Consider the following 24632-nt stretch of genomic DNA (forward strand, 5'->3'; position numbering starts at 1 on the left):
CACGCGAGCCGCCCGGCATATTCAGCGGGCGGCTGAGCGACTGAAAACTGATGCACATAAAAAAAGCCCGGCTCATCCACCGGGCTTTTTCATTTATCACGCATGATTCTCAATCGTCCGTGTACACCACGCGATAGGGAATGCCAACCTTCTCCCACTCCGCGGCTTCCTGGATCAGGCTGTAATCCGTCAGCGGGTTGTTAGCCACCCACTCGTTCGGCAAACGCACTTCATAACCGCCATTGACCTGCGCGACCGCGATACCCGGCAAGCCGACGTCCGCACGCCGGCGGCACAGCAGTGCCGCGAGCCGCAGGCAGAACAGCAGCGGCCATTCCACTTCGCGCGTTTGCGAGAGCTTGCCGAGTTTCCCCGCGTGGCCGAGCACCAGCGCGGCGAGCCGCGCCTGGTCGGTGCGCGAAAAGCCCGGCATGTCGGCGTTGCTGGCGATATAGGCGGAATGCTTGTGATAAGCGCTGTGCGAGATCGACAGTCCGATTTCGTGCAAGGCCGCAGCCCAGCCGAGGAACATGCGGTTCTCGGCGCGGCGCTCTTCGTCCGGTTCGGCAAACTGATCGTAAAAGCGCACCGCGAGTTCGCCGATACGCCCGGCCTGCGCGCGGTCCACGCCGTAACGGCGCATGAAGCCTTCCACCGTCACCGTGCGCATGTCCTCGTGCTGCGAACGGCCCAGCAAGTCGTACAGCACGCCGAGGCGCAGCGCGCCATCTGTCGTATCGACGTAATCGACGCCGAGTTCGTCGAACACCGCGATCATGATCGACAGGCCGCCGGCCAGCACCGGAATGCGATCGCCCTTCAACGCGACCAGCTTCAGACGATTGACGTTTTCCGCCTTGATCAACGCGCGCTTGAGGCGCTCCAGCCCACCGCGCGAGATGCCGTGCGTAACGCCCGGATCGTTGAAGCCGTTGGCCTCGACCAGTTCGGCGAGCGCCCGCGCGGTGCCGGACGAGCCAATCGCCTGTTCCCAGCCGGTTTTCTTGTATTCGGCGGAAATGATCTGAATTTCACGGCTCGCGGCAAGTTCGGCCTGGCGCATCGTGTATTCGTCGACATTGCCCGCCGGGAAGAATGCGCGGCTGTGGCTCACGCAGCCGATATACAGGCTCTCCATCTTGATCGGCGTGTAGTGCGACCCAATGATGAATTCCGTCGAGCCGCCGCCGATATCCACGACGAGACGTTTGCCCGCGCTGGCGGGCACGGAGTGTGCAGCCCCTGCATAAATCAGGCGCGCTTCTTCACGCCCGGCGATCACTTCGATCGGAAAACCCAGCGCGGCTTGCGCCTCGCCGAGAAACTCGCCCGCGTTCTTGGCGATGCGCAGCGTATTGGTGGCGACGGCGCGAACATGATCGGGATGAAAGTCGCGCAGGCGCTCGCCAAAGCGCTTGAGCGCGTCCCAGCCGCGCACTTGCGAGGCGCGGTCGAGCATCTTGTCGCGCGACAGGCCGGCAGCAAGGCGCACCGGCTCGCGCAAGGCGTCGACCTGATAGATCTGGCTGCCCGCGTCGGTTTCCTCGACCCGGCCCACGATCAGCCGGAAGCTGTTCGAGCCGAGATCGACGGCAGCAAGGAGTTGTGGAGTAGTGACCATCGAGTAAGCGGACTCCATGCGCGCGAGCGCGGCGGCGGTGGATGCGAAAGGTACCGGATGTCCACCGGATGCCTTGGGCGCCTTGTGGCCGGCCGCGCTGTTCAAAGACGCCATTCTAAGCGTACCGGACCTCACGATGTCGCCTCGCAGTAATGGGGGTGCCCTATGGTCCCACACACACTGCGTCATAATTACGACACGCAATGAATACGGCGTAGAATTTATAACTTCGAGAATGTCATAACAACGTCATCATACTGTGAGAATTTCCGAGCGTCTTTACGTCTCCCTTCCTGACATTCCATTCTCGCTGCCGATGTCCATCCGCTACCCCTTATTGAATCGCGAGCTGGGCATTCTGGGTTTCAACGAGCGTGTGTTGGCACAAGCTGCCGACCCTGCCGTCCCTTTGCTCGAACGCCTGCGCTTCATCTGCATCACCAGTAGCAACCTCGACGAATTCTTCGAAGTCCGCATGGCCGGACTGCAGGAACAGATGCGCGACAACCCGGGCGCGCTGTCACCAGACGGCATGTCGCTGCAGCACGTGTACGACCTCGTGGTCGAGCGCGCGCAGAGGCTCGTGCATCGCCAGTACACCATGCTGCACGACACGGTGCTCACCGCGCTCGAAGCAGAAGGCATCTATTTTCACGGCACTGAAGCGTGGAACGAAGCGCAGACCGAATGGGCGCGCAATTACTTCTTCGACGAACTGCTGCCGGTGCTCACGCCGATCGGCCTCGATCCGGCTCACCCGTTTCCGCGCGTGCTCAACAAGAGCCTGAACTTCGTCGTCGAACTCGAAGGCAAGGATGCGTTCGGCCGCCAGGCGATGATGGGCATCGTGCAGGCGCCACGTGCCTTGCCCCGGCTTGTGCGCATGCCGCAGGAGCTGTCGGGCTATCCGCATGGTTTCGTGCTGCTGAGCTCGTTGCTGCAGCGCTTTGTCGGCGAGCTGTTCCCGAATCTGGTGGTGCGTACCTGCAACCAGTTTCGCATCACACGCAATAGCGAACTGTTCGTCGATGAAGACGAAATCACCAATCTGCGTGTCGCGTTGCAGGGCGAACTGCCGGCACGGCATCTGGGCAATGCGGTGCGGCTCGAAGTATCGGCGGAGACGCCCTCGCATGTCGTGCGGCGCCTGCTCGACGAAAGCGGTCTGACCACCAAGGATTGTTATTTCGCCGACGGCCCCGTCAATCTGGTGCGGCTGATGCAATTGCCGGAAATGGTGGATCGGCCCGACCTGAAATTCGTTCCGCATATTCCGGCGATCCCGCCGCAGATCGCCAACAGCACCAGCATGTTCGACGTGATCGATCAGGGCGACGTGCTGCTGCATCATCCTTATGAGAGCTTTCAACCGGTGCTCGAGCTGCTGCTGCAGGCAGCCAAAGACCCGAACGTGATGGCCATCAAGCAGACCATCTATCGCACCGGCACCGACTCGCCGCTGATGGACGCGCTGATGCAAGCCGCGCGCAACGGCAAGGAAGTGACGGTGGTGGTCGAACTGCTCGCGCGCTTCGACGAAGAAACCAACATCAACTGGGCGTCGCAGCTTGAAGCGGTGGGCGCGCACGTCGTGTACGGCGTGGTGGGCCACAAGTGCCACGCGAAAATGATGCTGATCGTGCGGCGTGTGTCGTCGGGCGGCAAGACCACGCTCAAGCGTTACGTGCACCTGGGCACCGGCAACTATCACCCGCGCACCGCGCGTCTTTATACCGACTTCGCGCTGATGACCTCGGATCAGAAGATCTGCGAAGACGTGCACCACGTGTTCCAGCAACTGACCGGCATAGGTGGCGAACTGTCGCTGCACGAGTTGTGGCAGTCGCCGTTCACGCTGCATCCGAAACTGGTTGAAGCGATTCGTGCGGAAGCCGAGCATGCTCGGGCCGGCAAGAAGGCGCGCATCGTCGCGAAGATGAACGCGCTGCTTGAACCGACCGTGATTGCCGAGCTATACGAAGCGTCACAGGCGGGCGTGAAGATCGATCTGATCGTACGTGGCGTGTGTTCGTTGCAACCGGGTGTGCCGGGTTTGTCGGAGAACATCACGGTGCGCTCGATTGTCGGGCGCTTCCTCGAGCATCACCGCATCTTCTACTTCTACGACGGCGGCAAGGAGCAGGTGTATCTGTCGAGCGCCGACTGGATGGACCGTAACTTCTTCAGGCGTGTGGAAGTGGCGTTTCCGGTCAACAACCGTCGTTTGAAGCGGCGTGTGATTGCTGAAGGTCTGTCGGCCTTTCTCGGCGACAACCAATCCGCGTGGCTGATGCAGAGCGACGGCCACTATCGGCGCCGCCGGCCGGGCAAATCCTCGCGCAATGCGCAGATGAGTCTGCTGGGGAAATTCTGTTCGTGATTTCGTGATTCTCTGATCGCGTTTGGGCGCCGCTGAAGCAAGCGGCGCGGCGCATGAAAAAAGCCCGCCTGTATTGTTCCCGGCGGGCTTTTTTTCAGGTCAACGTTCTCATCTCAAGCCGGCGCCGGTTGCCGACGCGCCGTGCGAAACACCGGAAAGCGCACAGTGAACGTGCTGCCACGCCCCTCTTCGCTCTTCACGTCGAGCTGCGCATCGTGCCGTTGCAGCACATGCTTGACGATGGCGAGACCCAAGCCCGTGCCGCCTGTATCGCGCGAGCGGCTACGGTCGACGCGATAGAAGCGCTCGGTCAGACGTGGAATGTCCGCTGCCGGAATCCCCAAGCCGCTGTCCGTGACAGAAAAAACCGCACTGCCGCCGTTGGCCTGCCAACTCACCTTGATCGCACCGCCGTCGGGCGTATAGCGGATCGCATTGGTCACGAGGTTGCCAAGCGCGCTGAGAATTTCCGTTTCCACGCCAGTGACGGTGAGCCCTTCGTCGGCGTCGAACACGATCTTGTGATGGTCGCTCGACAGGCTTTGCGCGTCGTCCCGCAAATGCCGCAGCACCGCACGCATATCGATCATCTGATCGCTCGGCGGCTTGTTGTCGCCTTCGAGCTTCGCGAGCACCAGCAAGTCGTTGACGATATGGCGCATGCGCGAGGCCTGCTGCTCCATCAGTTCGAGATAGCGCCCGCGCTCGGCTTCGCTTAGCGGCAGCTCCCGCATCGTCTCGAGAAAACCCGACAACACGGTCAGCGGCGTCTTCAGTTCATGCGAGACATTAGCGACGAAATCGCGCCGCATCGCGTCGGTACGCTCCAGCTCGGTGATGTCTTGCGACAGCACCAGCTTGCGATTCTCGCCATACGGAAACACCTGCACCGACAGCACGTTCTGGCGCTTCTCGCCCATGCCGCGCATGATCAGCATCTGTTCGTAGCGCTGTGAATTCAGATAGCGCACGAAATCGGGCTGACGCACCAGATGCGTGATGTGCTGACGCAGATCGCGTTTCGCATCGAGCCCGAAATGGAGTTCGGAGATCGCGTTGCACCACTCGATCTGATCGTGATCGTCGAGCATCGCCACGCCGTTCGGCGACGCCTGGATCGCCTGGATGAAACGCGAATGCTGCTGCTCGACCTGACGCACCTGCGCATGCCAGCGCTTCGCGAGCTTATGCAGACGGTAGTAGATTTCGCCCCAGATGCCGGGAGCGCTCGGCACTTCGCCGTAGACCGGCGCATCGAGCAGGCGCCACAAACGCTGCTTGTGGAAGGTGCTAAAGAAGCTCTGCACGAGCAGCATGACGATCGCGAGGGCCAGCCCTGCCTTGACGTTCAGAAGTGCGCCGACCACCACGCACAGAACAGCCAGCAGCACGACCGACACGATGGAGCGCGCCCAGATGATGTTCATGTTCTAGCGATCGAAGAGAAAGGTGCTACCGCAGAGTCAGGCGCTCTTCGCGAGCCGGTAGCCGCTGCCGCGTACCGTCTCAATCATAGCATCGCACCCGGCCGGCTTCAGTGCCGCGCGCAGACGCTTGATGTGCACATCCACCGTGCGCTCTTCGACGAACACGTGGTCGCCCCACACCTGATCGAGCAGTTGTGTGCGGCTATGCACGCGTTCCGGGTGCGTCATGAAGAAATGCAGCAGACGGAATTCGGTCGGGCCGAGATCGAGCTTGATCTCGCTGCCTTCGGCGTGCGCGGCGACACGGTGCGTTGCCGGATCGAGCTTCAGACCGTTGATCGCAACCAGATCTTCGGTCAACTGCGGCGCACGGCGGCGCAACACCGCCTTGATACGCGCCATCAGTTCTTTTGGCGAAAACGGTTTGGTGACGTAGTCGTCGGCGCCGATTTCGAGGCCGAGCACCTTGTCCTGCTCATCGCCACGTGCGGTCAGCATGATGATCGGAATGTGCTTGGTGCGCTCGTTGTTGCGCAGATCGCGAGCGAACGCGATGCCCGACTTGCCCGGCAACATCCAGTCGAGCAGCACGAGGTCGGGCAGTACGTCGCTAATCAGGTTCTGCGCCTGCTCCGCGTTGTACGCGCGAATCGGGCAGTGTCCGGCGTGTTGAAGATTCACCGAAATCAGTTCGGAAATGGCGGGCTCATCTTCAATGACGAGAATGCTGCTGGGCATCGGCACCTCTGATCCTTATAACTGATTAACTGAGTGCTTCGCGTTCGAGCGCGTCGCGCGACTTGTGCCGCACGTCGGTGCCCTTGACGATGTAGATGATGAATTCAGCGATGTTTTTCGCGTGGTCGCCGATCCGTTCGATCGCCTTGGCGATAAACAGAAAATCGAGGCCCACCGAAATCGAACGCGGATCTTCAGTCATATACGAAATCAGCTTGCGAACGAAAGCGCGGAATTCTTCGTCGATTGCCTTGTCGTCGCGCATGATCTGCGCAGCGGCGACCGTGTCCAGACGCGCAAAAGCGTCCAGTGCGCGGCGCAGGATCGACACCGCCATTTCGCCCGACAATTTGATCTCGGCGATATTGATGCTGCGCGAAGCACCGTCTTCCATCAGACGCTTGGTCCGCTTGGCGATTTTTTCGGCTTCGTCGCCGGCGCGCTCGAGATTCGTGATGGTCTTCGAAATCGCGATCAGGAGGCGCAAGTCGCGCGCGGCCGGCTGACGGCGCGCGATGATGTTGCTGCACTCTTCGTCGATCTCGACTTCCATCGTGTTCAGGCGGTCTTCAGCGGCGATCACCTGCTCGCATACATCGAGGTCGAAGTTGTTGAGCGCGATCATCGCGTTGACGATCTGCGACTCGACCAGGCCGCCCATTTCGAGCACCTTCGAGGAAACGAGGTTCAGGTCGGCGTCGAACTGGCTGGACAGATGTTTATCGGACATGTCGTACTCCGTTGTTTTGCGCGGCGGCTTAGCCGAAGCGGCCAGTGATGTAGTCCTCGGTTTCCTTGCGGACCGGCTTGATGAAGATCTTTTCGGTGTCGCCGAATTCGATCAGTTCACCGAGGTACATATAGGCAGTGTAGTCCGAACAGCGTGCGGCCTGTTGCATGTTGTGCGTCACGATTACAACCGTGTAATCGCTCTTCAATTCAGCGATCAGTTCTTCGATGCGGCCCGTGGAAATCGGGTCGAGCGCGGAACACGGCTCGTCGAGCAGCAGCACTTCAGGACGGATCGCGATACCGCGCGCGATACACAGACGCTGTTGCTGACCGCCGGACAAACCGTAGCCGCTCTGGCCCAGTTTATCCTTGACCTCGTTCCACAGCGCGGCCTTGGTCAGCGCCCATTCCACGCGGTCGTCCATTTCCGAGCGCGGCAGCGTTTCGAACATCTTCACGCCGAACGCGATGTTGTCGTAGATCGACATCGGAAACGGCGTCGGCTTCTGGAACACCATGCCGATCCGCGCGCGCAGCAGCGAAATATCGCGCTTGGAAGTCAGCAGGTTTTCGCCGTCCATCAGAATCTCGCCTTCGGCCCGTTGCTCCGGATAGAGCGCGTACATCTTGTTGAGCGTGCGCAGCAGGGTCGACTTGCCGCAACCCGATGGGCCGATGAAGGCGGTGACCTTGCCTTCGGGAATCCGCAGATTGATGTTCTTCAGCGCGTGATACTTGCCGTAGAAGAAGTTCAGGTCGTTGATTTCGATCTTCGGACGCGACTGAGCTTGCGCCTGGCCGCTTTGGGCGGGATCGAAACCGGCGGGCGCCGTAGGACGCGTGCCCGGATTGAGTTGAGTTTCTGCCATATTCATCGGATTACACTCCGCCCTTACTTATTCGAAAAGATCGTGCGCGCGAGGATGTTCAATCCCAGCACCGCGAGCGTGATCAGGAAGACGCCGGCCCACGCGAGAGATTGCCACTGCGCAAACGGGCTCATCGCGAACTTGTAGATCGTGACCGGCAGGTTCGCAACCGGCTGGTCCATGTTCCACGAGAAGAACTGGTTCGACAGCGCGGTGAAGAGCAGCGGCGCCGTTTCACCGGCAATGCGCGCGACGCCGAGCAGGACGCCCGTGATAATGCCCGCGATCGAAGCCTTCAGCGTGATCGACATCACCATCTTCCACTTCGGCGTGCCGAGTGCGAAAGCGGCTTCGCGCAGCGCGTTCGGCACCAGCTTCAGCATGTTCTCGGTGGTGCGGATCACGATCGGAATCTGCAGCAGTGCGAGCGCGAATACGCCGGCCCAACCGCTGAAGTGGCCCATCTTCGCCACGACGAGCGCGTAGACGAACAGACCGACGACGATCGACGGCGCCGACAACAGGATGTCGTTAATGAAACGCGTGACACTGGCGAGCCAGCCCTTCTGACCGTACTCGGCGAGATACACGCCCGCCAGAATGCCGATCGGCGTGCCGACGAAAGTTGCGAGCGCAACCAGCATCAAGCTGCCGACGATCGCGTTGGCGAGACCGCCGCCATCGGTGTTCGGCGGCGGCGTCGACTGCGTGAACAATTCGACCGACAAGCCGCCGATGCCAAGGCGCAGCGTCGTATAAAGAATCCATACCAGCCACAGCAGACCGAACGCCATAGCCGCGAGCGACATGGTCAGCGCAACGGCATTCTTCGCGCGGCGGCGGCCTTGCAGGCGCACGCGCATCGCTTCGAGCGCAGCGGCGTCGTTCGAACCCGGCATATTCAAGGTGGGCTGGCTCATTTCGCGCCCTCCCCTTTTTCGAGGCGAAGCAGCATGATCTTCGAGATCGCCAGCACGATGAAAGTAATCACAAAGAGGATCAACCCGAGTTCCATCAGCGCGGACGTATGCAGGCCCGGATCCGCTTCCGCGAATTCGTTGGCGAGCGCCGAGGTAATACTGTTGCCCGGCGAAAACAGCGAGACGTTATCGAGCAGATTGGTGTTGCCGATCACGAACGTAACCGCCATGGTCTCGCCGAGTGCTCGGCCGAGGCCGAGCATCACGCCGCCGATCACGCCGCTCTTGGTGAAGGGCAGCACGATCTTCCACATCACTTCCCAGGTGGTGCAGCCGATGCCGTACGCCGATTCCTTCAACAGGACCGGCGTGACTTCGAACACGTCGCGCATCACCGAAGCGATGTACGGAATGATCATGATCGCGAGAATCACGCCCGCGCAGAGAATGCCGATACCGATCGGTGCGCCCTTGAACAACGCGCCGACGATCGGAATGCCGCTGAGGAGCGTGCCGAGCGGCTTTTCGAACCACGTCGCGAAGATCGGCGCGAACACCAGCAGACCCCACATGCCGTAGACGATCGACGGAATCGCGGCAAGCAGTTCAATGGCGACGCCGAGCGGACGGCGCAGCCACGCGGGCGCGAGTTCGGTCAGGAAAAGTGCGATGCCGAAGCTGACCGGCACCGCGATGATGAGTGCAATGAGCGAGGTCGCGATCGTGCCGTAGATAGGCACCAAGGCGCCGAATTGCTTGCTAGGTGGATCCCAGTCGGCGGTCCATAGGAACGCGAAACCGAATTGCTTGATCGACGGCAGCGAAGCGACGATCAGCGAAACGATGATGCCGCCGAGCAGCAACAAGGTGATGATGGCGGAGAGACGGGCAAGGCCGCCGAAGATAACGTCGCCAGCGCGGCTGGGCGCTTTCTGCTGCGACGTGCTGCCGGGCGGTGTCGACTTCGCCGCGCCAGACGCTAATTGGATATCGGACATGAGAGCCTGATGGACCTGTTTCCAGTTGCCGGACGACACTTGTCGCGCGGCGGACAATGCTGGCTGATGCCGGGGTAACGCCATTGGCCGTCCTCGAGTGAGGACGGCCAATGTATTGCTGGATGCTTACTGCATGCTACGTCGCTTAATTCTGCAGCTTAGTCAGCGATCGGCTTGCCCGCAGCGTCCTTCACCTTCGACTTCCACTGCGTGCGGATTTCCGACACAACCGAATCCGGCAGCGAGATGTAGTCCAGATCGTTCGCAGCCTGGTTGCCGTTCTTGAACGCCCAGTCGAAGAACTTCAGCGTTTCGGTGCCTTGCGCCGGCTTGTCCTGCGCCGTGTGCAGCAGCACGAACGTTGCGCCGACGATCGGCCATGCGTTCTTGCCCGGCTCGTTCGTCAGGATCTGGTAGAACGACTTCGACCAGTCCGCGCCCGCTGCCGCTGCCTTGAACGTTTCCGTCTTCGGCTCGACCACCGTACCCGACGAATTCTTCAGGCCGACATACGTCATCTTGTTCTGCTTTGCGTACGCCCATTCGACGTAGCCGATTGCGCCCGGCAGACGTTGCACGAAGGCTGCGACGCCGTCGTTGCCCTTGCCGCCCGTACCCGTCGGCCAGTTGACCGTCGAACCTTCACCAACCTTCGACTTCCAGTCTGCGTTGACCTTCGACAGGTAGTTCGTCCAGATGAAGCTGGTGCCCGAACCGTCGGCGCGGCGAACCACGGCGATGTCGGTATCCGGCAGCTTAGCCTTCGGGTTCAATGCAACGATCGCCGGATCGTTCCACTTCTTGATCTTGCCCAGATAGATGTCGCCGAGCACTTCGCCCGACAGCGTCAGTTCACCCGGCGTCACGCCCGGCACATTGACAACCGGCACCACGCCGCCGACAACCGTCGGGAACTGGAACAGGCCTTCCTTCGCGAGGTCTTCGTCCTTCAGCGGAGCGTCCGAACCAGCGAAGTCAACAGTCTTCGCGACGATCTGCTTCACGCCACCCGACGAGCCGATACCTTGATAGTTGACCTTGCCGCCACCCGACTTCTGGTAGGCATCGGCCCACTTCGTGTAGATCGGTGCTGCGAAGGTGCTGCCCGCGCCGGTGATGTCTGCGGCTTGCGCTGCGATCGCGAAAAGCGCGCCAGCGACGCCAGCGAACACGGTTTGCATCAATTTCATGAGACCTCCAAGGGTGTGAGCGGTGTGAGCGAATAACACGAACACCGCGAAGCTTAGGGTCTCTTTGTGACAGTAACGTGACTAACCGTGAAACGGATGTGACAGTGAGATTACTAAGGTGAAAGGCGCACGCGTGGACAAATCGCCGCTTTGGCGGCGTGGCAAGCGTCGCTTTACAGATTAGACGAAAAAAATGGGACGCGAACGTTTGCGAGTGTTTGGAGGGGCACTGCGGAGATGGACAGCGGAGGGGTGCGGCAGCGGGGACGCGCTCATGATCGTCCCTCGCCGCCGTAGGGCAGGCGCGGTTCAGGCCGTGGCCAGCTTGACCGCGTTGGCGATCGCTTCGGAGTGGCGAATGGCGTCGTCGACTTTTTCCGCCTCCACCATCACGCGCAGAACGGGCTCGGTGCCCGAGGCCCGAATCAGCACGCGGCCGCGGCCGTTCAGCGCTTCCTCGGCCGTGCTGATGGCGCGGCGGATGGCGTCGCTGCCTTTCCAGTCCGCGCCGGGCTGCATCCGCACGTTGATCAGCTTCTGCGGGAACAGCGTCACGCCGTGGAGCAGCTCGGCGAGCGTTTTGTCGCTGCGCTTCATCGCGGCCAGCACCAGCAGGGCCGACACGATGCCGTCGCCGGTCGAATGACGGTCGAGGGAGAGAATATGGCCGGAGCCTTCCGCGCCCAGCTGCCAGCCGTGTTCGCGCAACTGCTCGAGCACGTAGCGGTCGCCCACGGCCGCGCGGACGAACTTCACGCCAGCTTCCTGCAGCGCGACTTCGACCGCCATATTGGTCATCAAGGTGCCGACCGCGCCGTCCACTTTGCCGTCGGTCGCCATCCGGTCCTTGACCAGTACGTAGAGCAGTTCATCGCCGTTATACAGGCGGCCTGCCGAATCCACGACCTGCAGCCGGTCGGCGTCGCCGTCGAGCGCGATGCCGAGGTCCGCGTGATTTGCGCGCACCGCGCGCACCAGCGCGTCCGGCGCGGTCGCGCCGACGCCGTCGTTGATGTTGAAACCGTTCGGCGCGACGCCGATCGGAATCACATCCGCGCCGAGTTCATGGAACACGTGCGGCGCGACGTCGTACGCGGCGCCGTGCGCGCAGTCGACCACCAGCTTCAGGCCGCGCAAGTCGAACGCCGCTGGGAACGTGCTCTTGCAGAACTCGATATAGCGGCCGGCTGCGTCGTCGAGGCGCCGCGCCTTGCCGAGTTGCTCGGAGGCGGCGCATGCGAGCGGCAGATCGAGTTGTTCTTCGATCTGCAATTCCACTTCGTCGGGCAGCTTGTTGCCGTCGGCGGAGAAGAATTTGATGCCGTTGTCGTAGTACGGGTTGTGCGACGCGCTGATCACGACGCCCGCGGCGAGCCGCAGTGCGCGCGTCAGATAGGCAATGCCCGGGGTCGGCATCGGCCCGGCCAGCATGACGTCGACGCCCGCCGCGGAAAAGCCCGCTTCGAGCGCGGCTTCGAGCATATAGCCCGACACCCGGGTGTCTTTACCGATCAGCACCGTGGGCCGCGCGCCCGTTCTCGCCCAGCGGTCCGCGCCCGCGAGCACCTTGCCGGCCGCGTAGCCGAGCCGCAATACAAACTCCGGCGTAATCGGCCCTTCGCCGACCTTGCCCCGAATCCCGTCCGTTCCGAAATAACGACGTGCCATGTTTTATGTTCCTCCTTGGCTTGTGGGTTCAGCCGCGCGCGCGGCTGTGATTCGCCGCGTCGCGCATGGCCGCCCATACTTTCAATGCATCCACTGTTTGCGCGACGTCGTGCACGCGCAGAATTGCCGCACCGCGCCCGGCGGCACACACCGCAGCGGCGATGCTGCCCGCGACGCGCTCCGGCGCCGGGCGTCCGACAACCGCGCCGACCATCGACTTGCGCGACATGCCGGCCAGAATGGGGTACGGCGGCTCGGCCCGCGGCGCCGTGTCCGGCAGATGCGCGAGCAGGGCGTAATTGTGTTCGATCACCGCTTTGCCGAAACCAAAGCCCGGGTCAACGCTGATGCGAGCACGAGCGATGCCCGCCTGCTTCAGGGTCGTCACCCGTTCTTCGAGAAACTGCCGAACTTCGCTTACCACGTCGTCATAGGCAGGCTCACCGAGCTGCATGGTCTGCGGCTCGCCGAGCATATGCATCACGCACAGACCGCATTCGCTGTCGCGAACGGCGTCTACCGCACCGGGCATCCGGAAACCCCAGATATCGTTGATCAGGTCCGCACCCGCGGTCAATGCGTGACGCATCACTTCCGGCTTGTACGTATCCACCGACAACGGCACATTCGCGCCGCGCAGCAGTTCGACCAGCGGGATCACCCGCTCCAGTTCTTCGTCGAGCGGCACGGGCGGCGCACCCGGACGGGTCGACTCGCCGCCGATGTCGATGATGTCCGCGCCGTCGAGCAACATGCGCTCGGCCTGGCGCAGCGCATCGCCGCGCATCGCGTACTGGCCGCCATCGGAAAACGAATCGGGCGTGACGTTGAGGATGCCCATGACTAACGGGCGTTCAAAGGTCAGCTTGAAGCGGCCGCATTGCAGCGGTTCGGGGACGGGAAGAGAAGGGAATTCGACTTTCGACACGTAGCGGTCAATCACGTAAAACGAATAAATGCAAAACGGGCCGGTGTGAATCACACCGGCCCGCACTTTCTACTGGTCGCCGATCAGGCCGGCGCGGTCGCGCTGCCCGGCTTGACCTCGGTGCCCGGGCTGCCGCCCGACGAGGCGTCGCTTGCCGACGGCGGCGAGCTCTTCGGCGAACGCGGCGGACGGCCTGCCATGATGTCGTTGATCTGATCAGCGTCGATCGTTTCCCACTCCATCAGTGCGGCGGTCATCGCTTCGACCTTGTCGCGGTTCTCGTCCAGCAGGCGCTTGGCGAGGTTGTACTGCTCGTCGAGCACGCGGCGAATTTCCGCGTCGACCTTCTGTTGCGTCGCTTCCGAAATGGTGCGCGTGAAGCCACGGCCAAACGGCGTTGCGTCGTTTTCGTCGTCGACGTAAACCATCGGTCCGAGTGCGTCCGTCATACCGAAGCGAGCCACCATGGCGCGGGCCGTAGCCGTTGCCTTGTTGAAGTCGTCCGATGCGCCGGTGCTGATCAGGTTCAGGAACAGCTCTTCCGCGACACGGCCACCGAACAGGATCGCAAGGCGGTCCAGCAGGTAGTCTTTCGAATACGTTTCGTTGTCATGCTCCGGCAACTGCCACGTGACGCCCAGCGCACGGCCGCGCGGGATGATCGTGACCTTGTGCACCGGATCGGCTTTCGGCAACAGCTTGGCGATGACCGCGTGACCCGACTCGTGATACGCCGTAGCACGCTTCGATTCTTCGCGAATCACGGCCGACTTGCGCTCCGGACCCATGAAGATCTTGTCTTTCGCGTCTTCGAAGTCGTTCATTTCGACGATGCGCTTGCCGCGGCGAGCCGCGAACAAGGCTGCTTCGTTGACCAGGTTCGCCAGATCGGCGCCCGAGAAGCCCGGCGTGCCGCGTGCGATCACCGCCGCGTCGACGTCGTTCGAAATCGGCACCTTGCGCAGGTGAACCTTCATGATGTGCTCGCGGCCACGGATGTCCGGCAGACCGACGTACACCTGACGGTCAAAACGGCCCGGACGCAGCAGCGCCTTGTCGAGCACGTCCGAACGGTTCGTGGCAGCGATCACGATCACGCCCGAGTTCGCTTCGAAGCCGTCCATCTCGACCAGCATCTGGTTCAAGGTCTGTTCGCGTTCGTCGTTACCGCCGCCCATGCCGGCGCCGCGATGACGGCCGACCGCATCGATTTCGTCGATGAACACGATACATGGTGCATGCTTCTTGGCCTGCTCGAACATGTCGCGCACCCGAGCCGCACCGACACCCACAAACATTTCCACGAAGTCCGAACCCGAGATGCTGAAGAACGGCACCTTCGCCTCGCCGGCGATAGCGCGCGCCAGCAAGGTCTTACCCGTTCCCGGAGGGCCCACCAGCAGCACGCCGCGCGGAATGCGTCCGCCCAGCTTCTGGAATTTCTGCGGATCACGCAGGAAGTCGACCAGTTCGGAAACTTCTTCCTTGGCTTCGTCGCAACCGGCGACGTCGGTGAAATTGATAGCGTTGTTATTTTCGTCGATCAGACGTGCACGGGATTTACCGAACGAGAACGCACCGCCTTTCCCGCCTCCCTGCATCTGTCGCATCATGTAGAACCAGAAGCCGATGATCAGGATCGTTGGTCCGAGGTAATACAGCGCGGACACCAGCGCATTCGGTTCGTCATCAGCCTTGCCGCTCACCTGAACGCCATACTTCATCAGATCGCCAACCATCCAGATGTCGCCGGGCGACACGATCTGGTACTTCTGGCCGTCTGCTGGAGTGACCGTGAGGTTCCGCCCCTGGACAATGACGTTCTTGACTTTGCCGTTCTTCGCGTCGTCCATGAACTGCGAATAGGAAACGCCTTCCTGGACACGGGGCTTGTCGAACTGCTTGAACACCGTAAACAGCACCAGTGCGATAACCAGCCACACTGCTGCTTTCGAAAACATATTGTTGTTCAAAGCACCACTCCTTCACTTAGACGGGCGCCTACATTTGCCTTGCGGCACCACGAAAGCATTCTAATCCAGTCCGCAGACCCCTGCCATAAGGTTTCGCTACCACACAAATAGCGCAGCGGGCCATCACAGCGCCAATTTCTAGTGCTGTGGGCACATTATCGGCAGATGCGGAACCTTCCTGCAGCGCACCTACGCGGGGCGCTTCAGATGCTTACCCAAAATAAACGTTTCTGACGATTTGTCCCGCGAGGCTTTCGGCTTGCGGGCCGCCACCACCTTGAACTGGCGCTTGAACTTTTCGACAATCTGGCTATAACCGCTGCCATGAAAACATTTGACTAAAAGGGCGCCATCCGGCTTCAGGTGGTTTTGCGAAAATTCCATCGCGATATCGCACAGATGCTCGATTCGCGCGGCATCCGCCACCGCCACTCCCGACAGGTTGGGCGCCATATCCGAAATTACAAGATCAACCTGGCGTTCTCCGACTAATTCTTCGAGTTGCTCGAGAACCGAGTCTTCGCGGAAGTCGCCCTGAATGAAATGGACGTCGGCGATCGGTTCCATCGGCAGCATGTCCAGCGCGATGATCGTGCCGTCAATGCCGCCCTCGCGCTCGGCGTCGCGCTGCGAGCCCTTGGCGAGCTTGTTGCGGGCGTACTGGCTCCAGCTGCCCGGCACCGAGCCGAGATCGACAATCACCTGGCCTGGCCGGATCAGCTTGTCCTGCTCGTCGATTTCCTTCAGCTTGTAGGCTGCGCGGGCGCGATAGCCCTCCCGCTGCGCCATTTTGACGTACGGGTCGTTGATGTGATCATGCAACCACGCCGTGTTGAACTTGTTTTTTGCCATTAAAGGTGAACTCTTGCTGCGAAATGTGGCGCTTTAGGGGATAATACGCGGTTAATTCGCGCGGCCACCGCCAAAACTGGCAGTCATCCGCGATTCTGTTGTTCTGACGCGCCGCCCTGCGCTATTGGCCGAATCTCTCGGAAATGCAGGTGCCGCCATTTTAGTCGAGTCTCCCACTTTCCATGCCAGCCCTTAAAGTCTCTTCCGACCAACGCGCCGAGTTGCGCTCCCAGGCACATGCGCTCAAACCGGTCGTGCTCGTCGGCGCCGAAGGCTTGACCGACGCTGTGCTGTCGGAAATCAAGGTCCACCTTGGCGCGCATCAACTGATCAAGATCCGCGTGTTCGGCGACGAACGCGAAGAACGCATCGCCATCTACGAACAGATCTGCGACACGCTGAACGCCGCGCCGATCCAGCATATCGGCAAGCTGCTGGTGATCTGGAAGCCGGAAGCCGCAGTACAACCGGCTGTCAAGGCCAAGCGCGGCGCCCTGCCGAGCGCTCGTGAAGCGGCTGTCGAAGCCAAACCGGGTAAAGGCCGCGCACCGCGCGTGGTCACCGTGGTGAAGCCCAGCGAAATCCCGATGCGCAAGCCGAAGGCAAAAGCGGTCGTGGTGCGCGGCAATGAACGCGTCACGCAAGGCGGCAATATCAAACGCGCCAAGAAGCGCCAGACCAGCGCGAAGCGCGCGCATCAGTCGTCGAAGTAAGCGAATGATGAGGGTGCGGGCGGTGTCCGCACCTTCGGGTGAACTGCTCAGGCGGCCGGGGTGATGCCTACTTGGGTAGCGCGGCAGGTAAACCCGCTCAAGCACGGTAGAACCATACCACTCAACTGGTTACTTTCCCCGCAGCACCGCGAGCGCCCTGCTCCGCGGCCACGATGCCGACGCTCGCCGGCAGCTTCCACACCAGCGCCACACCGAGCAGGCTCTCGATCAGGTAAAACAGGCTCGATACGCCGTGCAGGATGCCGAAGCGCGTCGCATAAGCCGAATGCCCGACATCACTGCCCGCTTCCAGCGCGGCAATGCGCATGGCATTCATGAACGGCTGCAGCGCAAAGTAACCCACCAGCACGCACACCAGCATGCCGACGATCAACCAGCGCAAACGGCGATAAGCGTCGCTGCCCCGGCGCACCAGTACGTTCGCCAAGCCCAGCAGCAAAATGCCGCACACCGCACCCAGCACGCCCTCGATACGAAACAGTTGCGCCGCCACGGCGCCCGCCGTCATACGATCGAGCGACGTGAACAACACCGGCGCGACGGCATAGCCGATAGTCAACAGACTACCGACCCACACTACCGTCAGCAGACGGAACAGTCGATGCGGCATCAAGGACACCGGGGCCGCCTTCAAACGTAGCTAACCGCGATGATTTCGTACTCCCGCACGCCGCCCGGCGCCTGCACCGATGCAACGTCGCCTTCCGACTTGCCGATCAATGCGCGCGCGATCGGCGAGCTGATCGAGATCAGACCGTGGTCGATGTCCGCTTCATCGTCGCCGACGATCTGGTATTTGACCTTCGCACCCGAATCGAGGTCTTCGAGTTCGAGCGTCGCGCCGAACACCACGCGCCCGTCCGCTTCGACCGCCGCCGGGTCGATCACCTGCGCTCCGGCCAGCTTCGATTCGATTTCGGCAATACGGCCTTCGATGAAGCCCTGCTTTTCCTTCGCCGCGTCGTATTCCGCGTTTTCCGACAGATCGCCCTGGGCACGCGCTTCCGCGATCGAATTGATCACCGAGGGACGCTCAACCGATTTCAGGCGCTGCAATTCATCGCGCAACATTTCTGCGCCGCGCTTAGTCAATGGAACAGTGCTCATAAACAACTCTATGCAAAAAACAGCCGTAAAAAAAATCACCGCGGTTAAGTGCATTCCGCGGGGGCCAGAGCGCCGGACAAAGCCCGGGACCCAGCACCTGCGGAACGCCGCTTAACCGCGGCACTTACATCTTGGACAGGTATTCGAAGCCTTAGTTTAGGCGAGCGTGAAGACCTTGTAAATCATAGACTTCCAGGTCCTTCAAATAGCGCAAACCTTCAACCGCGGCCCGTGCACCGGACATCGTCGTGTAGTACGTGACCTTGTTCGCCTGCGCGCTCATGCGGATCGAACGCGAGTCGGCGATCGCGGCACGGGTTTCGTCGACGGTCGTGAAGACCAGCGCGATTTCACCGTTCTTGATCATGTCGACGATGTGCGGACGGCCATCCTTCACCTTGTTGACGACCTTGACCGGCACACCGGCCGCTTCGATCGCGGCTGCCGTGCCCTTGGTCGCGACGATCGGGTAGCCGAGTTCGTGCAGCATGCGCGCGACTTCAACGGCCTTCGGCTTGTCGGCGTCCATCACGGTCAAGAGCACCGTGCCCGACTCCGGCAGACGCGAACCTGCCGCGAGTTGCGACTTGAACAGCGCTTCGCCGAACGTTTGACCCACGCCCATCACTTCACCGGTGGAGCGCATTTCCGGTCCGAGCACCGGATCGACTGCCGGGAACTTGACGAACGGGAACACGGCTTCCTTCACGCTGAAGTACGGCGGATCGATTTCCTTCGTCACGCCCTGTTGCGCGAGCGTCTGGCCGACCATCGCGCGCGCGGCGATCTTGGCGAGCGGCAGGCTGGTCGCCTTCGAGACATACGGCACGGTACGCGAGGCACGCGGGTTCACTTCGAGCACGTAGATCACGTCCTCTTTCGAGCCATCCGCCTGCGGCACCTGCTGGATCGCGAACTGCACGTTCATCAGGCCGATCACGTTCAGCGCCTTGGCCATTGCGCCGGTCTGGCGCTTCAGCTCGGCAATGGTTTCCTTCGACAGCGAATACGGCGGCAGCGAGCAAGCCGAGTCGCCCGAGTGAACGCCAGCCTGTTCGATGTGCTCCATCACGCCGCCGATGAACACGGCTTCGCCATCCGAGATGCAATCCACGTCGCATTCGATCGCGTCGTTGAGGAAGCGGTCGAGCAGCACCGGCGAATCGTTCGACACCTTCACGGCCTCGCGCATATAGCGCTCGAGGTCACGCGGCTCGTGGACGATTTCCATCGCGCGGCCACCCAGCACGTACGACGGACGCACCACCAGCGGGTAGCCGATTTCTTCAGCGAGCTTGAGCGCTTCGTCTTCGGCACGCGCGGTACGGTTCGGCGGTTGACGCAGGCCGAGGTCCTGCAGCAGCTTCTGGAAACGCTCGCGGTCTTCCGCGGCGTCGATCATGTCCGGCGACGTGCCGACGATCGGCACACCGTTCGCTTCGAGATCGAGTGCGAGCTTCAGCGGCGTTTGACCACCGTACTGAACGATCACGCCAACCGGCTTTTCCTTGTCGACGATTTCGAGCACGTCTTCGAGCGTCAGCGATTCGAAGTACAGACGATCGGACGTGTCGTAGTCGGTCGAAACGGTTTCAGGGTTGCAGTTGACCATGATCGTTTCGTAGCCGTCTTCGCGCATGGCGAGCGCAGCGTGCACGCAGCAGTAGTCGAACTCGATACCCTGGCCAATCCGGTTCGGGCCGCCGCCCAGCACCATGATCTTCTTGTTGTTAGTGGGGTTCGCTTCGCACTCTTCCTCGTAGGTCGAGTACATGTAGGCGGTTTTCGTGGCGAACTCGGCCGCGCACGTGTCGACGCGCTTGTAGACCGGGCGCACGTTCAACTCGATACGGCGCTGGCGCACTTCCGCCGGCTTCGCACCGAGCAGCTTGGCCAGGCGGCGATCCGAGAAGCCGCTTTGCTTCAGATACTTGAGTTCTTCCTTCGACAGACTTGCCAGCGTACGACCGGCCAGCGCCTTTTCCTTCAGGATGATCTGTTCGATCTGCGCGAGGAACCACGGGTCGATCGAGGTCTCTTCGAAGATCTCTTCGGCCGTCATGCCGACCCGGAACGCGTCGCCGACATACCAGATACGATCCGGACCGGCTTCGCCGATCTCGCGGATAATCTCGTCGCGGTTATTGGTCTTTTCGTCGAGACCATCCACGCCCACTTCGAGACCGCGCAGCGCCTTCTGGAACGATTCCTGGAAGGTGCGGCCGATTGCCATCACCTCACCGACCGACTTCATTTGCGTGGTCAGACGCGCATCGGCTTCGCGGAATTTCTCGAACGCGAAACGCGGAATCTTGGTGACGACGTAGTCGATCGTCGGTTCGAACGATGCCGGAGTCTGGCCGCCGGTGATTTCGTTCTTCAACTCGTCCAGCGTGTAGCCGACTGCCAGCTTCGCGGCGACCTTAGCGATCGGGAAGCCGGTCGCCTTCGAGGCCAGTGCCGACGAACGCGACACGCGCGGGTTCATTTCGATCACGATCATCCGGCCATCTTTCGGATTGATCGAGAACTGCACGTTCGAACCGCCCGTGTCCACACCGATCTCGCGCAGCACGGCGAGCGATGCGTTACGCAGGATCTGGTATTCCTTGTCGGTGAGCGTTTGCGCCGGCGCGACGGTGATCGAGTCGCCGGTGTGGATGCCCATCGGGTCCAGATTTTCGATCGAGCAAACGATGATGCAGTTGTCCTTCTTGTCGCGGACCACTTCCATCTCGTACTCTTTCCAGCCGAGCAGCGATTCTTCGATCAGCAGCTCACGCGTAGGCGACAGGTCGAGACCGCGCTTGCAGATCTCTTCGAATTCGTCGCGGTTGTACGCGATGCCGCCGCCCGAACCACCCAGCGTGAACGAAGGACGGATCACGACCGGATAACCGCCGCTACCCGTTTGAGTCGCGATGTCGGCCTGCACCTGCAGTGCTTCTTCCATCGAATGCGCGGTGCCCGACTTGGCCGAACCGAGGCCGATCTTGGTCATCGCGTCTTTGAACTTCTGACGGTCTTCCGCCTTGTCGATCGCTTCCGGCGAGGCGCCGATCAGCTCGACCTTATACTTGTCCAGCACGCCGTGCGCGTGGAGATCGAGCGCGCAGTTCAGCGCGGTCTGGCCGCCCATCGTCGGCAGGATCGCGTCCGGGCGCTCCTTGGCGATGATGCGCTCCACCACTTCCCACGTGATCGGCTCGATGTAGGTGACGTCGGCCGTGTTCGGGTCGGTCATGATCGTCGCCGGATTGCTGTTGACGAGAATGACCTTGTAGCCTTCCTCACGCAGCGCCTTGCACGCCTGCGCGCCCGAGTAGTCGAACTCGCACGCCTGGCCGATGATGATCGGACCCGCGCCGATGATGAGGATGCTTTTAATGTCTGTCCGCTTGGGCATAACGCTCTCGCTAATGTATTCCTGAATTCTTTCCGTCGGCGCGCTGCGTTGATACGTTGCGCGCGCTCTGTTGTGTGCGGCTCGCTGCGCTCGTGCGCTGAGGCGCTGTTCGCGCCGCGAGCCGTGCGCCGCCTGGGCGCCTCACACTCTATTGCTTATGCCGCTGTCGCCTTGCCGGCCTTCTTCGTGTCCATCAACGCCGTGAAGCGATCGAACAGATAGGCGATATCGTGCGGACCGGGCGATGCTTCCGGGTGGCCCTGGAAGCAGAACGCCGGCTTGTCGGTCAGCGCGAAGCCTTGCAGCGTGCCGTCGAACAGCGAGATGTGCGTGACCTTGGCGTTGGCCGGCAGCGTGTCGGCGTCGACCGCGAAACCGTGGTTCTGCGACGTGATGACCACGCGGCCGTCTTCGAGATCCTTGACCGGATGGTTCGCGCCGTGGTGGCCGGTCTTCATCTTCAGGGTCTTGGCGCCGAGCGCGAGGCCCATGATCTGATGGCCGAGGCAGATGCCGAAGGTCGGGATGCCGCGCTCGATCAGCTCTTTGGTCGCCGCGATTGCGTAGTCGCACGGTTCCGGATCGCCGGGGCCGTTCGACAGGAACACGCCGTCCGGGTTGAGCGCGAGCGCATCAGCCGCGGAAGCTTGCGCCGGCAGCACGGTGACGTGGCAGCCGCGCTCAGCCAGCATGCGCAGAATGTTGTACTTCACGCCGTAATCGAACGCGACCACGCGGTACTTCGGCGCGTTCTGGGTGCCGTAGCCGGTGCCCAAACGCCACTCGGTCTGGGTCCATTCGTAGCTTTCCTTCGTCGACACGACCTTCGCGAGGTCCATGCCCGACAAGCCCGGGAACGAGCGCGCGAGTTCGATTGCCTTCGCTTCGTCATCCGAACCGGCCAGAATGGCGCCGTTCTGCGCACCCTTGTCGCGCAGCACGCGCGTCAGCATACGGGTGTCGAGACCGGCGATGGCGACCACGCCTTCGTCCTTCAGGTATTGCGGGAGCGTGCGCTCCATGCGGAAGTTCGACGCGAGAACCGGCAGATCGCGGATGATCAGGCCGGCGGCATGGACTTTCGTGGCTTCGACGTCTTCGGCATTCACGCCGACATTACCGATGTGCGGATACGTGAGGGTCACGATCTGGCGCGCGTAGCTCGGGTCGGTCAGGATTTCCTGATAACCGGTGATAGCGGTGTTGAACACGACTTCGCCGATCGTATGCCCGGGGGCGCCGATCGAGTAACCACGAAAGACCGTGCCGTCGGCGAGTGCGAGCAAAGCGGGAGAAAATGACGGCAACACGGGAGACTCCTTGGGGAACACCCTGTTGCCGACCTGTCTATCCGACTGCGAGCCGCAGCGAAACGCACCGGCAAGGATGCGCGCGCAGACTCGCTCGCGTACTGCTAGCGACGTCGCAAGGGGCGCGATGGGTCCATTGTGTGGACGGCTCGGCTGGGGTGCGGGGCGTCAAAAGCGCGCGGCGGATGAACGGTATGGGAGAGGTAGGCGCTAGGGTGCGGGTTGATAAGCTCAAACCTTGAAATTATAGCGTGAAACTACCCTTCCCTCCAAATCCGAGATGGGGAGCCGGCGTAGCGAAGCGCCCTCCCAAACGGGTCGAAGTCTTGCTGCACATGGCTCAGAAGCCGGTCGACAAAATTTGTGCGGCCCAGAATCGGGATAGAGCCGGTAAATATAACCCGGCCCGGCGAACCATCCACGACGGCCTTAAACCTGCCGTTCGGCGTGCGCGTGCGCCGGCTGAAGCCCTGCGCGGCCGGGCAATACGTACCAGATCGCGCTTAGCAATTGCAGCGCCATCAGAATGCCCCAGGCGGTCAGATGCGCGGCGGCCGGATAGTGTCCGCCACTGGCCGACCAGTGCGACAGCACCGCTCCAACACCAATCTGGAAGCCGAAAATCAGCAAAAAAATGATCAGCGTCAGAGTGGTATTCACCCGGCCGATCATCTGCGCCGGGAAGTGCCGCGCCATCACCGCGTAGCTGAGAATCCCGGTCCCGCCGAAGATCCCATACGCCGCCCACAGCAGGCTCGCGGGCAGCGGCGCATTGAACATGATCAGCAGCTGGGTGACGACGAACAGCGCCATGCCGATGCCGCAAAACACGTACAGCGAGATACCGCGCCGCTCCAGGCTGCGCGCCGCCGCGCCGAAGCCCACGCAGCCGGCCATCATCGCGAAGCCGAGAATCGATACCAGCGCTGCAGCTTCTCGCGGCTCGAAGCCCTGCACGTCGCGCAACCAGGCGCCGACCCATAGCGATTGCATCGCGTAGAACACGCCTTGCGTGACGACCGAAAACGACGCGATCTTCCAGAATGCCGCGCTCTTCAAGATGTGCACAGTGCCCTTGAACTGGGCCCCGAGACTTGCCTGATGATGGGTTTCCTTTGCGTCCGGCGCGAGGGTCCACTGCGCGACCGCCACAAGAACCGTCAGCAGACCCAAGCCGATGCAGACCGCGCGCCAACTGGCGAAGCCCAGCACCCACGTGAGCGGCGACCCAACCATCACGCCGCCGAACCCGCCGATTGCCATCACCAGCCCGTTCATCAGCGGCAGCCGTGCCGACGCGAAATGCTGGGCCAACGCCTTGAAGGCGGCGCCGAGACACACGGACACGCCGACGCCGATCAGCAGACGCCCGATCATCATCGCGCCAACGCCGTGCGCCGCGCCGAACACCCAGATTCCCAGCGCGGCAAATAGCAGGGTAACTGCCGTCACCCGACGCGCGCCGAAGTGGTCGAGCAAGACGCCCGCCGGAATCTGCGCGCCCGCGAAGCCGAGGAAATACAGACTGGTCAACAAGCCGAGATCAGTGGCCGACAAGCCGAGATCGTGCGTGATGAAGGGTGCAAAGCCCAGATTGACGCCGCGAAACACATACGAAACAAAGTAACCGGCGGAAAACAGGAGAAAAACGCGCAACTGGGTGGACGACATGGGCTTCGAAAAGAGCGGCCGACAAGGCCCGAGCACGAACGATAAATGAAATGAGCGAAATTCGCCTGATTTGATCTGCAGAATGAAAAACGCCGTCACCCTGAGGTG

19 protein-coding genes are annotated in these 24632 nt (G+C 61.7%); 2 read left to right on the forward strand and 17 right to left on the reverse strand.

All coding sequences use genetic code 11. The features are described 5' to 3' along the window. Window positions 1–109: 109 nt before the first annotated feature. Window positions 110–1735 (reverse strand): exopolyphosphatase, encoded by a 1626-nt coding sequence (ppx, locus tag KHO33_RS08855; protein ID WP_054036274.1) that lies wholly within the window; start codon window positions 1733–1735, stop codon window positions 110–112. A gap of 202 nt (window positions 1736–1937) precedes the next feature. On the opposite strand from ppx, the gene ppk1 reads away from it, so the two are divergent. Further along, window positions 1938–4001, forward strand: a complete 2064-nt coding sequence (gene ppk1, locus KHO33_RS08860) for a polyphosphate kinase 1 (protein ID WP_172315761.1) — start codon at window positions 1938–1940, stop codon at window positions 3999–4001. Window positions 4002–4114: 113 nt separating this feature from the next. Here the strand turns inward: ppk1 and phoR are convergent, their stop codons facing one another. The 11 genes from phoR to KHO33_RS08915 all read right to left on the reverse strand — a co-directional run bounded on the left by phoR (window position 4115) and on the right by KHO33_RS08915 (window position 16296). Then, on the reverse strand, window positions 4115–5428 hold the full coding sequence (gene phoR, locus KHO33_RS08865) for a phosphate regulon sensor histidine kinase PhoR (RefSeq protein ID WP_054036272.1): 1314 nt from the start codon (window positions 5426–5428) through the stop codon (window positions 4115–4117). Between the two features lie 36 nt (window positions 5429–5464). Continuing rightward, window positions 5465–6166, reverse strand: coding sequence for a phosphate regulon transcriptional regulator PhoB (gene phoB / locus KHO33_RS08870; RefSeq protein ID WP_028199153.1), 702 nt, complete (start codon window positions 6164–6166; stop codon window positions 5465–5467). Between the two features lie 25 nt (window positions 6167–6191). Next, on the reverse strand, window positions 6192–6896 hold the full coding sequence (phoU, locus tag KHO33_RS08875) for a phosphate signaling complex protein PhoU (protein WP_054036271.1): 705 nt from the start codon (window positions 6894–6896) through the stop codon (window positions 6192–6194). Between the two features lie 28 nt (window positions 6897–6924). Beyond that, window positions 6925–7773, reverse strand: a complete 849-nt coding sequence (gene pstB / locus KHO33_RS08880; RefSeq protein WP_054036269.1) for a phosphate ABC transporter ATP-binding protein PstB — start codon at window positions 7771–7773, stop codon at window positions 6925–6927. Window positions 7774–7790: 17 nt separating this feature from the next. After that, complete coding sequence (pstA, locus tag KHO33_RS08885; RefSeq protein ID WP_054036267.1) at window positions 7791–8687, reverse strand: phosphate ABC transporter permease PstA; 897 nt, start codon at window positions 8685–8687, stop codon at window positions 7791–7793. Continuing rightward, on the reverse strand, window positions 8684–9685 hold the full coding sequence (gene pstC / locus KHO33_RS08890; RefSeq protein ID WP_054036353.1) for a phosphate ABC transporter permease PstC: 1002 nt from the start codon (window positions 9683–9685) through the stop codon (window positions 8684–8686). Before pstC ends, pstA begins: the two co-directional genes overlap by 4 nt. A gap of 158 nt (window positions 9686–9843) precedes the next feature. Next, window positions 9844–10875, reverse strand: a complete 1032-nt coding sequence (gene pstS / locus KHO33_RS08895; protein ID WP_054036265.1) for a phosphate ABC transporter substrate-binding protein PstS — start codon at window positions 10873–10875, stop codon at window positions 9844–9846. 309 nt (window positions 10876–11184) lie between these two features. Continuing rightward, window positions 11185–12543, reverse strand: a complete 1359-nt coding sequence (glmM, locus tag KHO33_RS08900) for a phosphoglucosamine mutase (protein WP_054036263.1) — start codon at window positions 12541–12543, stop codon at window positions 11185–11187. A gap of 28 nt (window positions 12544–12571) precedes the next feature. Continuing rightward, window positions 12572–13471: a dihydropteroate synthase gene (folP, locus tag KHO33_RS08905; RefSeq protein ID WP_054036351.1), complete on the reverse strand. Its 900-nt coding sequence runs from the start codon at window positions 13469–13471 to the stop codon at window positions 12572–12574. A gap of 83 nt (window positions 13472–13554) precedes the next feature. After that, on the reverse strand, window positions 13555–15444 hold the full coding sequence (gene ftsH, locus KHO33_RS08910) for an ATP-dependent zinc metalloprotease FtsH (protein ID WP_054036261.1): 1890 nt from the start codon (window positions 15442–15444) through the stop codon (window positions 13555–13557). Window positions 15445–15633: 189 nt separating this feature from the next. Further along, window positions 15634–16296: an RlmE family RNA methyltransferase gene (locus tag KHO33_RS08915; protein ID WP_054036258.1), complete on the reverse strand. Its 663-nt coding sequence runs from the start codon at window positions 16294–16296 to the stop codon at window positions 15634–15636. 182 nt (window positions 16297–16478) lie between these two features. Between KHO33_RS08915 and KHO33_RS08920 the strand changes: the two genes are divergently transcribed. Continuing rightward, window positions 16479–17009, forward strand: a complete 531-nt coding sequence (locus KHO33_RS08920; RefSeq protein ID WP_093640370.1) for a YhbY family RNA-binding protein — start codon at window positions 16479–16481, stop codon at window positions 17007–17009. A 121-nt stretch (window positions 17010–17130) separates the two neighbouring features. Here the strand turns inward: KHO33_RS08920 and KHO33_RS08925 are convergent, their stop codons facing one another. The 5 genes from KHO33_RS08925 to KHO33_RS08945 form a co-directional block, all read right to left on the reverse strand. Continuing rightward, complete coding sequence (locus KHO33_RS08925; protein WP_200564598.1) at window positions 17131–17640, reverse strand: DUF4149 domain-containing protein; 510 nt, start codon at window positions 17638–17640, stop codon at window positions 17131–17133. A 20-nt stretch (window positions 17641–17660) separates the two neighbouring features. Next, window positions 17661–18137, reverse strand: coding sequence for a transcription elongation factor GreA (gene greA / locus KHO33_RS08930; protein WP_054036257.1), 477 nt, complete (start codon window positions 18135–18137; stop codon window positions 17661–17663). 151 nt (window positions 18138–18288) lie between these two features. After that, window positions 18289–21543, reverse strand: coding sequence for a carbamoyl-phosphate synthase large subunit (gene carB / locus KHO33_RS08935; protein WP_093640376.1), 3255 nt, complete (start codon window positions 21541–21543; stop codon window positions 18289–18291). Between the two features lie 155 nt (window positions 21544–21698). Next, window positions 21699–22853 (reverse strand): glutamine-hydrolyzing carbamoyl-phosphate synthase small subunit, encoded by a 1155-nt coding sequence (gene carA / locus KHO33_RS08940; protein ID WP_054036255.1) that lies wholly within the window; start codon window positions 22851–22853, stop codon window positions 21699–21701. Between the two features lie 429 nt (window positions 22854–23282). Next, window positions 23283–24524, reverse strand: coding sequence for an MFS transporter (locus KHO33_RS08945; RefSeq protein WP_054036348.1), 1242 nt, complete (start codon window positions 24522–24524; stop codon window positions 23283–23285). Window positions 24525–24632: the final 108 nt, after the last annotated feature.

This window comes from Paraburkholderia nemoris (genome assembly GCF_905221015.1).
In the GTDB taxonomy this organism is placed as follows: domain Bacteria; phylum Pseudomonadota; class Gammaproteobacteria; order Burkholderiales; family Burkholderiaceae; genus Paraburkholderia; species Paraburkholderia nemoris.

Bases quoted from the DNA above. Each gene is read 5' to 3' on its own strand.
- carB (WP_093640376.1), bottom strand. From the start codon at position 21,543: ATGCCCAAGCGGACAGACATTAAAAGCATCCTCATCATCGGCGCGGGT.
- pstA (WP_054036267.1), bottom strand. From the start codon at position 8,687: ATGAGCCAGCCCACCTTGAATATGCCGGGTTCGAACGACGCCGCTGCG.
- phoU (WP_054036271.1), bottom strand. From the start codon at position 6,896: ATGTCCGATAAACATCTGTCCAGCCAGTTCGACGCCGACCTGAACCTC.
- KHO33_RS08915 (WP_054036258.1), bottom strand. From the start codon at position 16,296: ATGGCAAAAAACAAGTTCAACACGGCGTGGTTGCATGATCACATCAAC.
- pstS (WP_054036265.1), bottom strand. From the start codon at position 10,875: ATGAAATTGATGCAAACCGTGTTCGCTGGCGTCGCTGGCGCGCTTTTC.
- ppk1 (WP_172315761.1), top strand. From the start codon at position 1,938: ATGTCCATCCGCTACCCCTTATTGAATCGCGAGCTGGGCATTCTGGGT.
- glmM (WP_054036263.1), bottom strand. From the start codon at position 12,543: ATGGCACGTCGTTATTTCGGAACGGACGGGATTCGGGGCAAGGTCGGC.
- phoR (WP_054036272.1), bottom strand. From the start codon at position 5,428: ATGAACATCATCTGGGCGCGCTCCATCGTGTCGGTCGTGCTGCTGGCT.
- ppx (WP_054036274.1), bottom strand. From the start codon at position 1,735: ATGGCGTCTTTGAACAGCGCGGCCGGCCACAAGGCGCCCAAGGCATCC.
- phoB (WP_028199153.1), bottom strand. From the start codon at position 6,166: ATGCCCAGCAGCATTCTCGTCATTGAAGATGAGCCCGCCATTTCCGAA.
- pstB (WP_054036269.1), bottom strand. From the start codon at position 7,773: ATGAATATGGCAGAAACTCAACTCAATCCGGGCACGCGTCCTACGGCG.
- KHO33_RS08945 (WP_054036348.1), bottom strand. From the start codon at position 24,524: ATGTCGTCCACCCAGTTGCGCGTTTTTCTCCTGTTTTCCGCCGGTTAC.
- pstC (WP_054036353.1), bottom strand. From the start codon at position 9,685: ATGTCCGATATCCAATTAGCGTCTGGCGCGGCGAAGTCGACACCGCCC.
- KHO33_RS08920 (WP_093640370.1), top strand. From the start codon at position 16,479: ATGCCAGCCCTTAAAGTCTCTTCCGACCAACGCGCCGAGTTGCGCTCC.
- greA (WP_054036257.1), bottom strand. From the start codon at position 18,137: ATGAGCACTGTTCCATTGACTAAGCGCGGCGCAGAAATGTTGCGCGAT.
- KHO33_RS08925 (WP_200564598.1), bottom strand. From the start codon at position 17,640: ATGCCGCATCGACTGTTCCGTCTGCTGACGGTAGTGTGGGTCGGTAGT.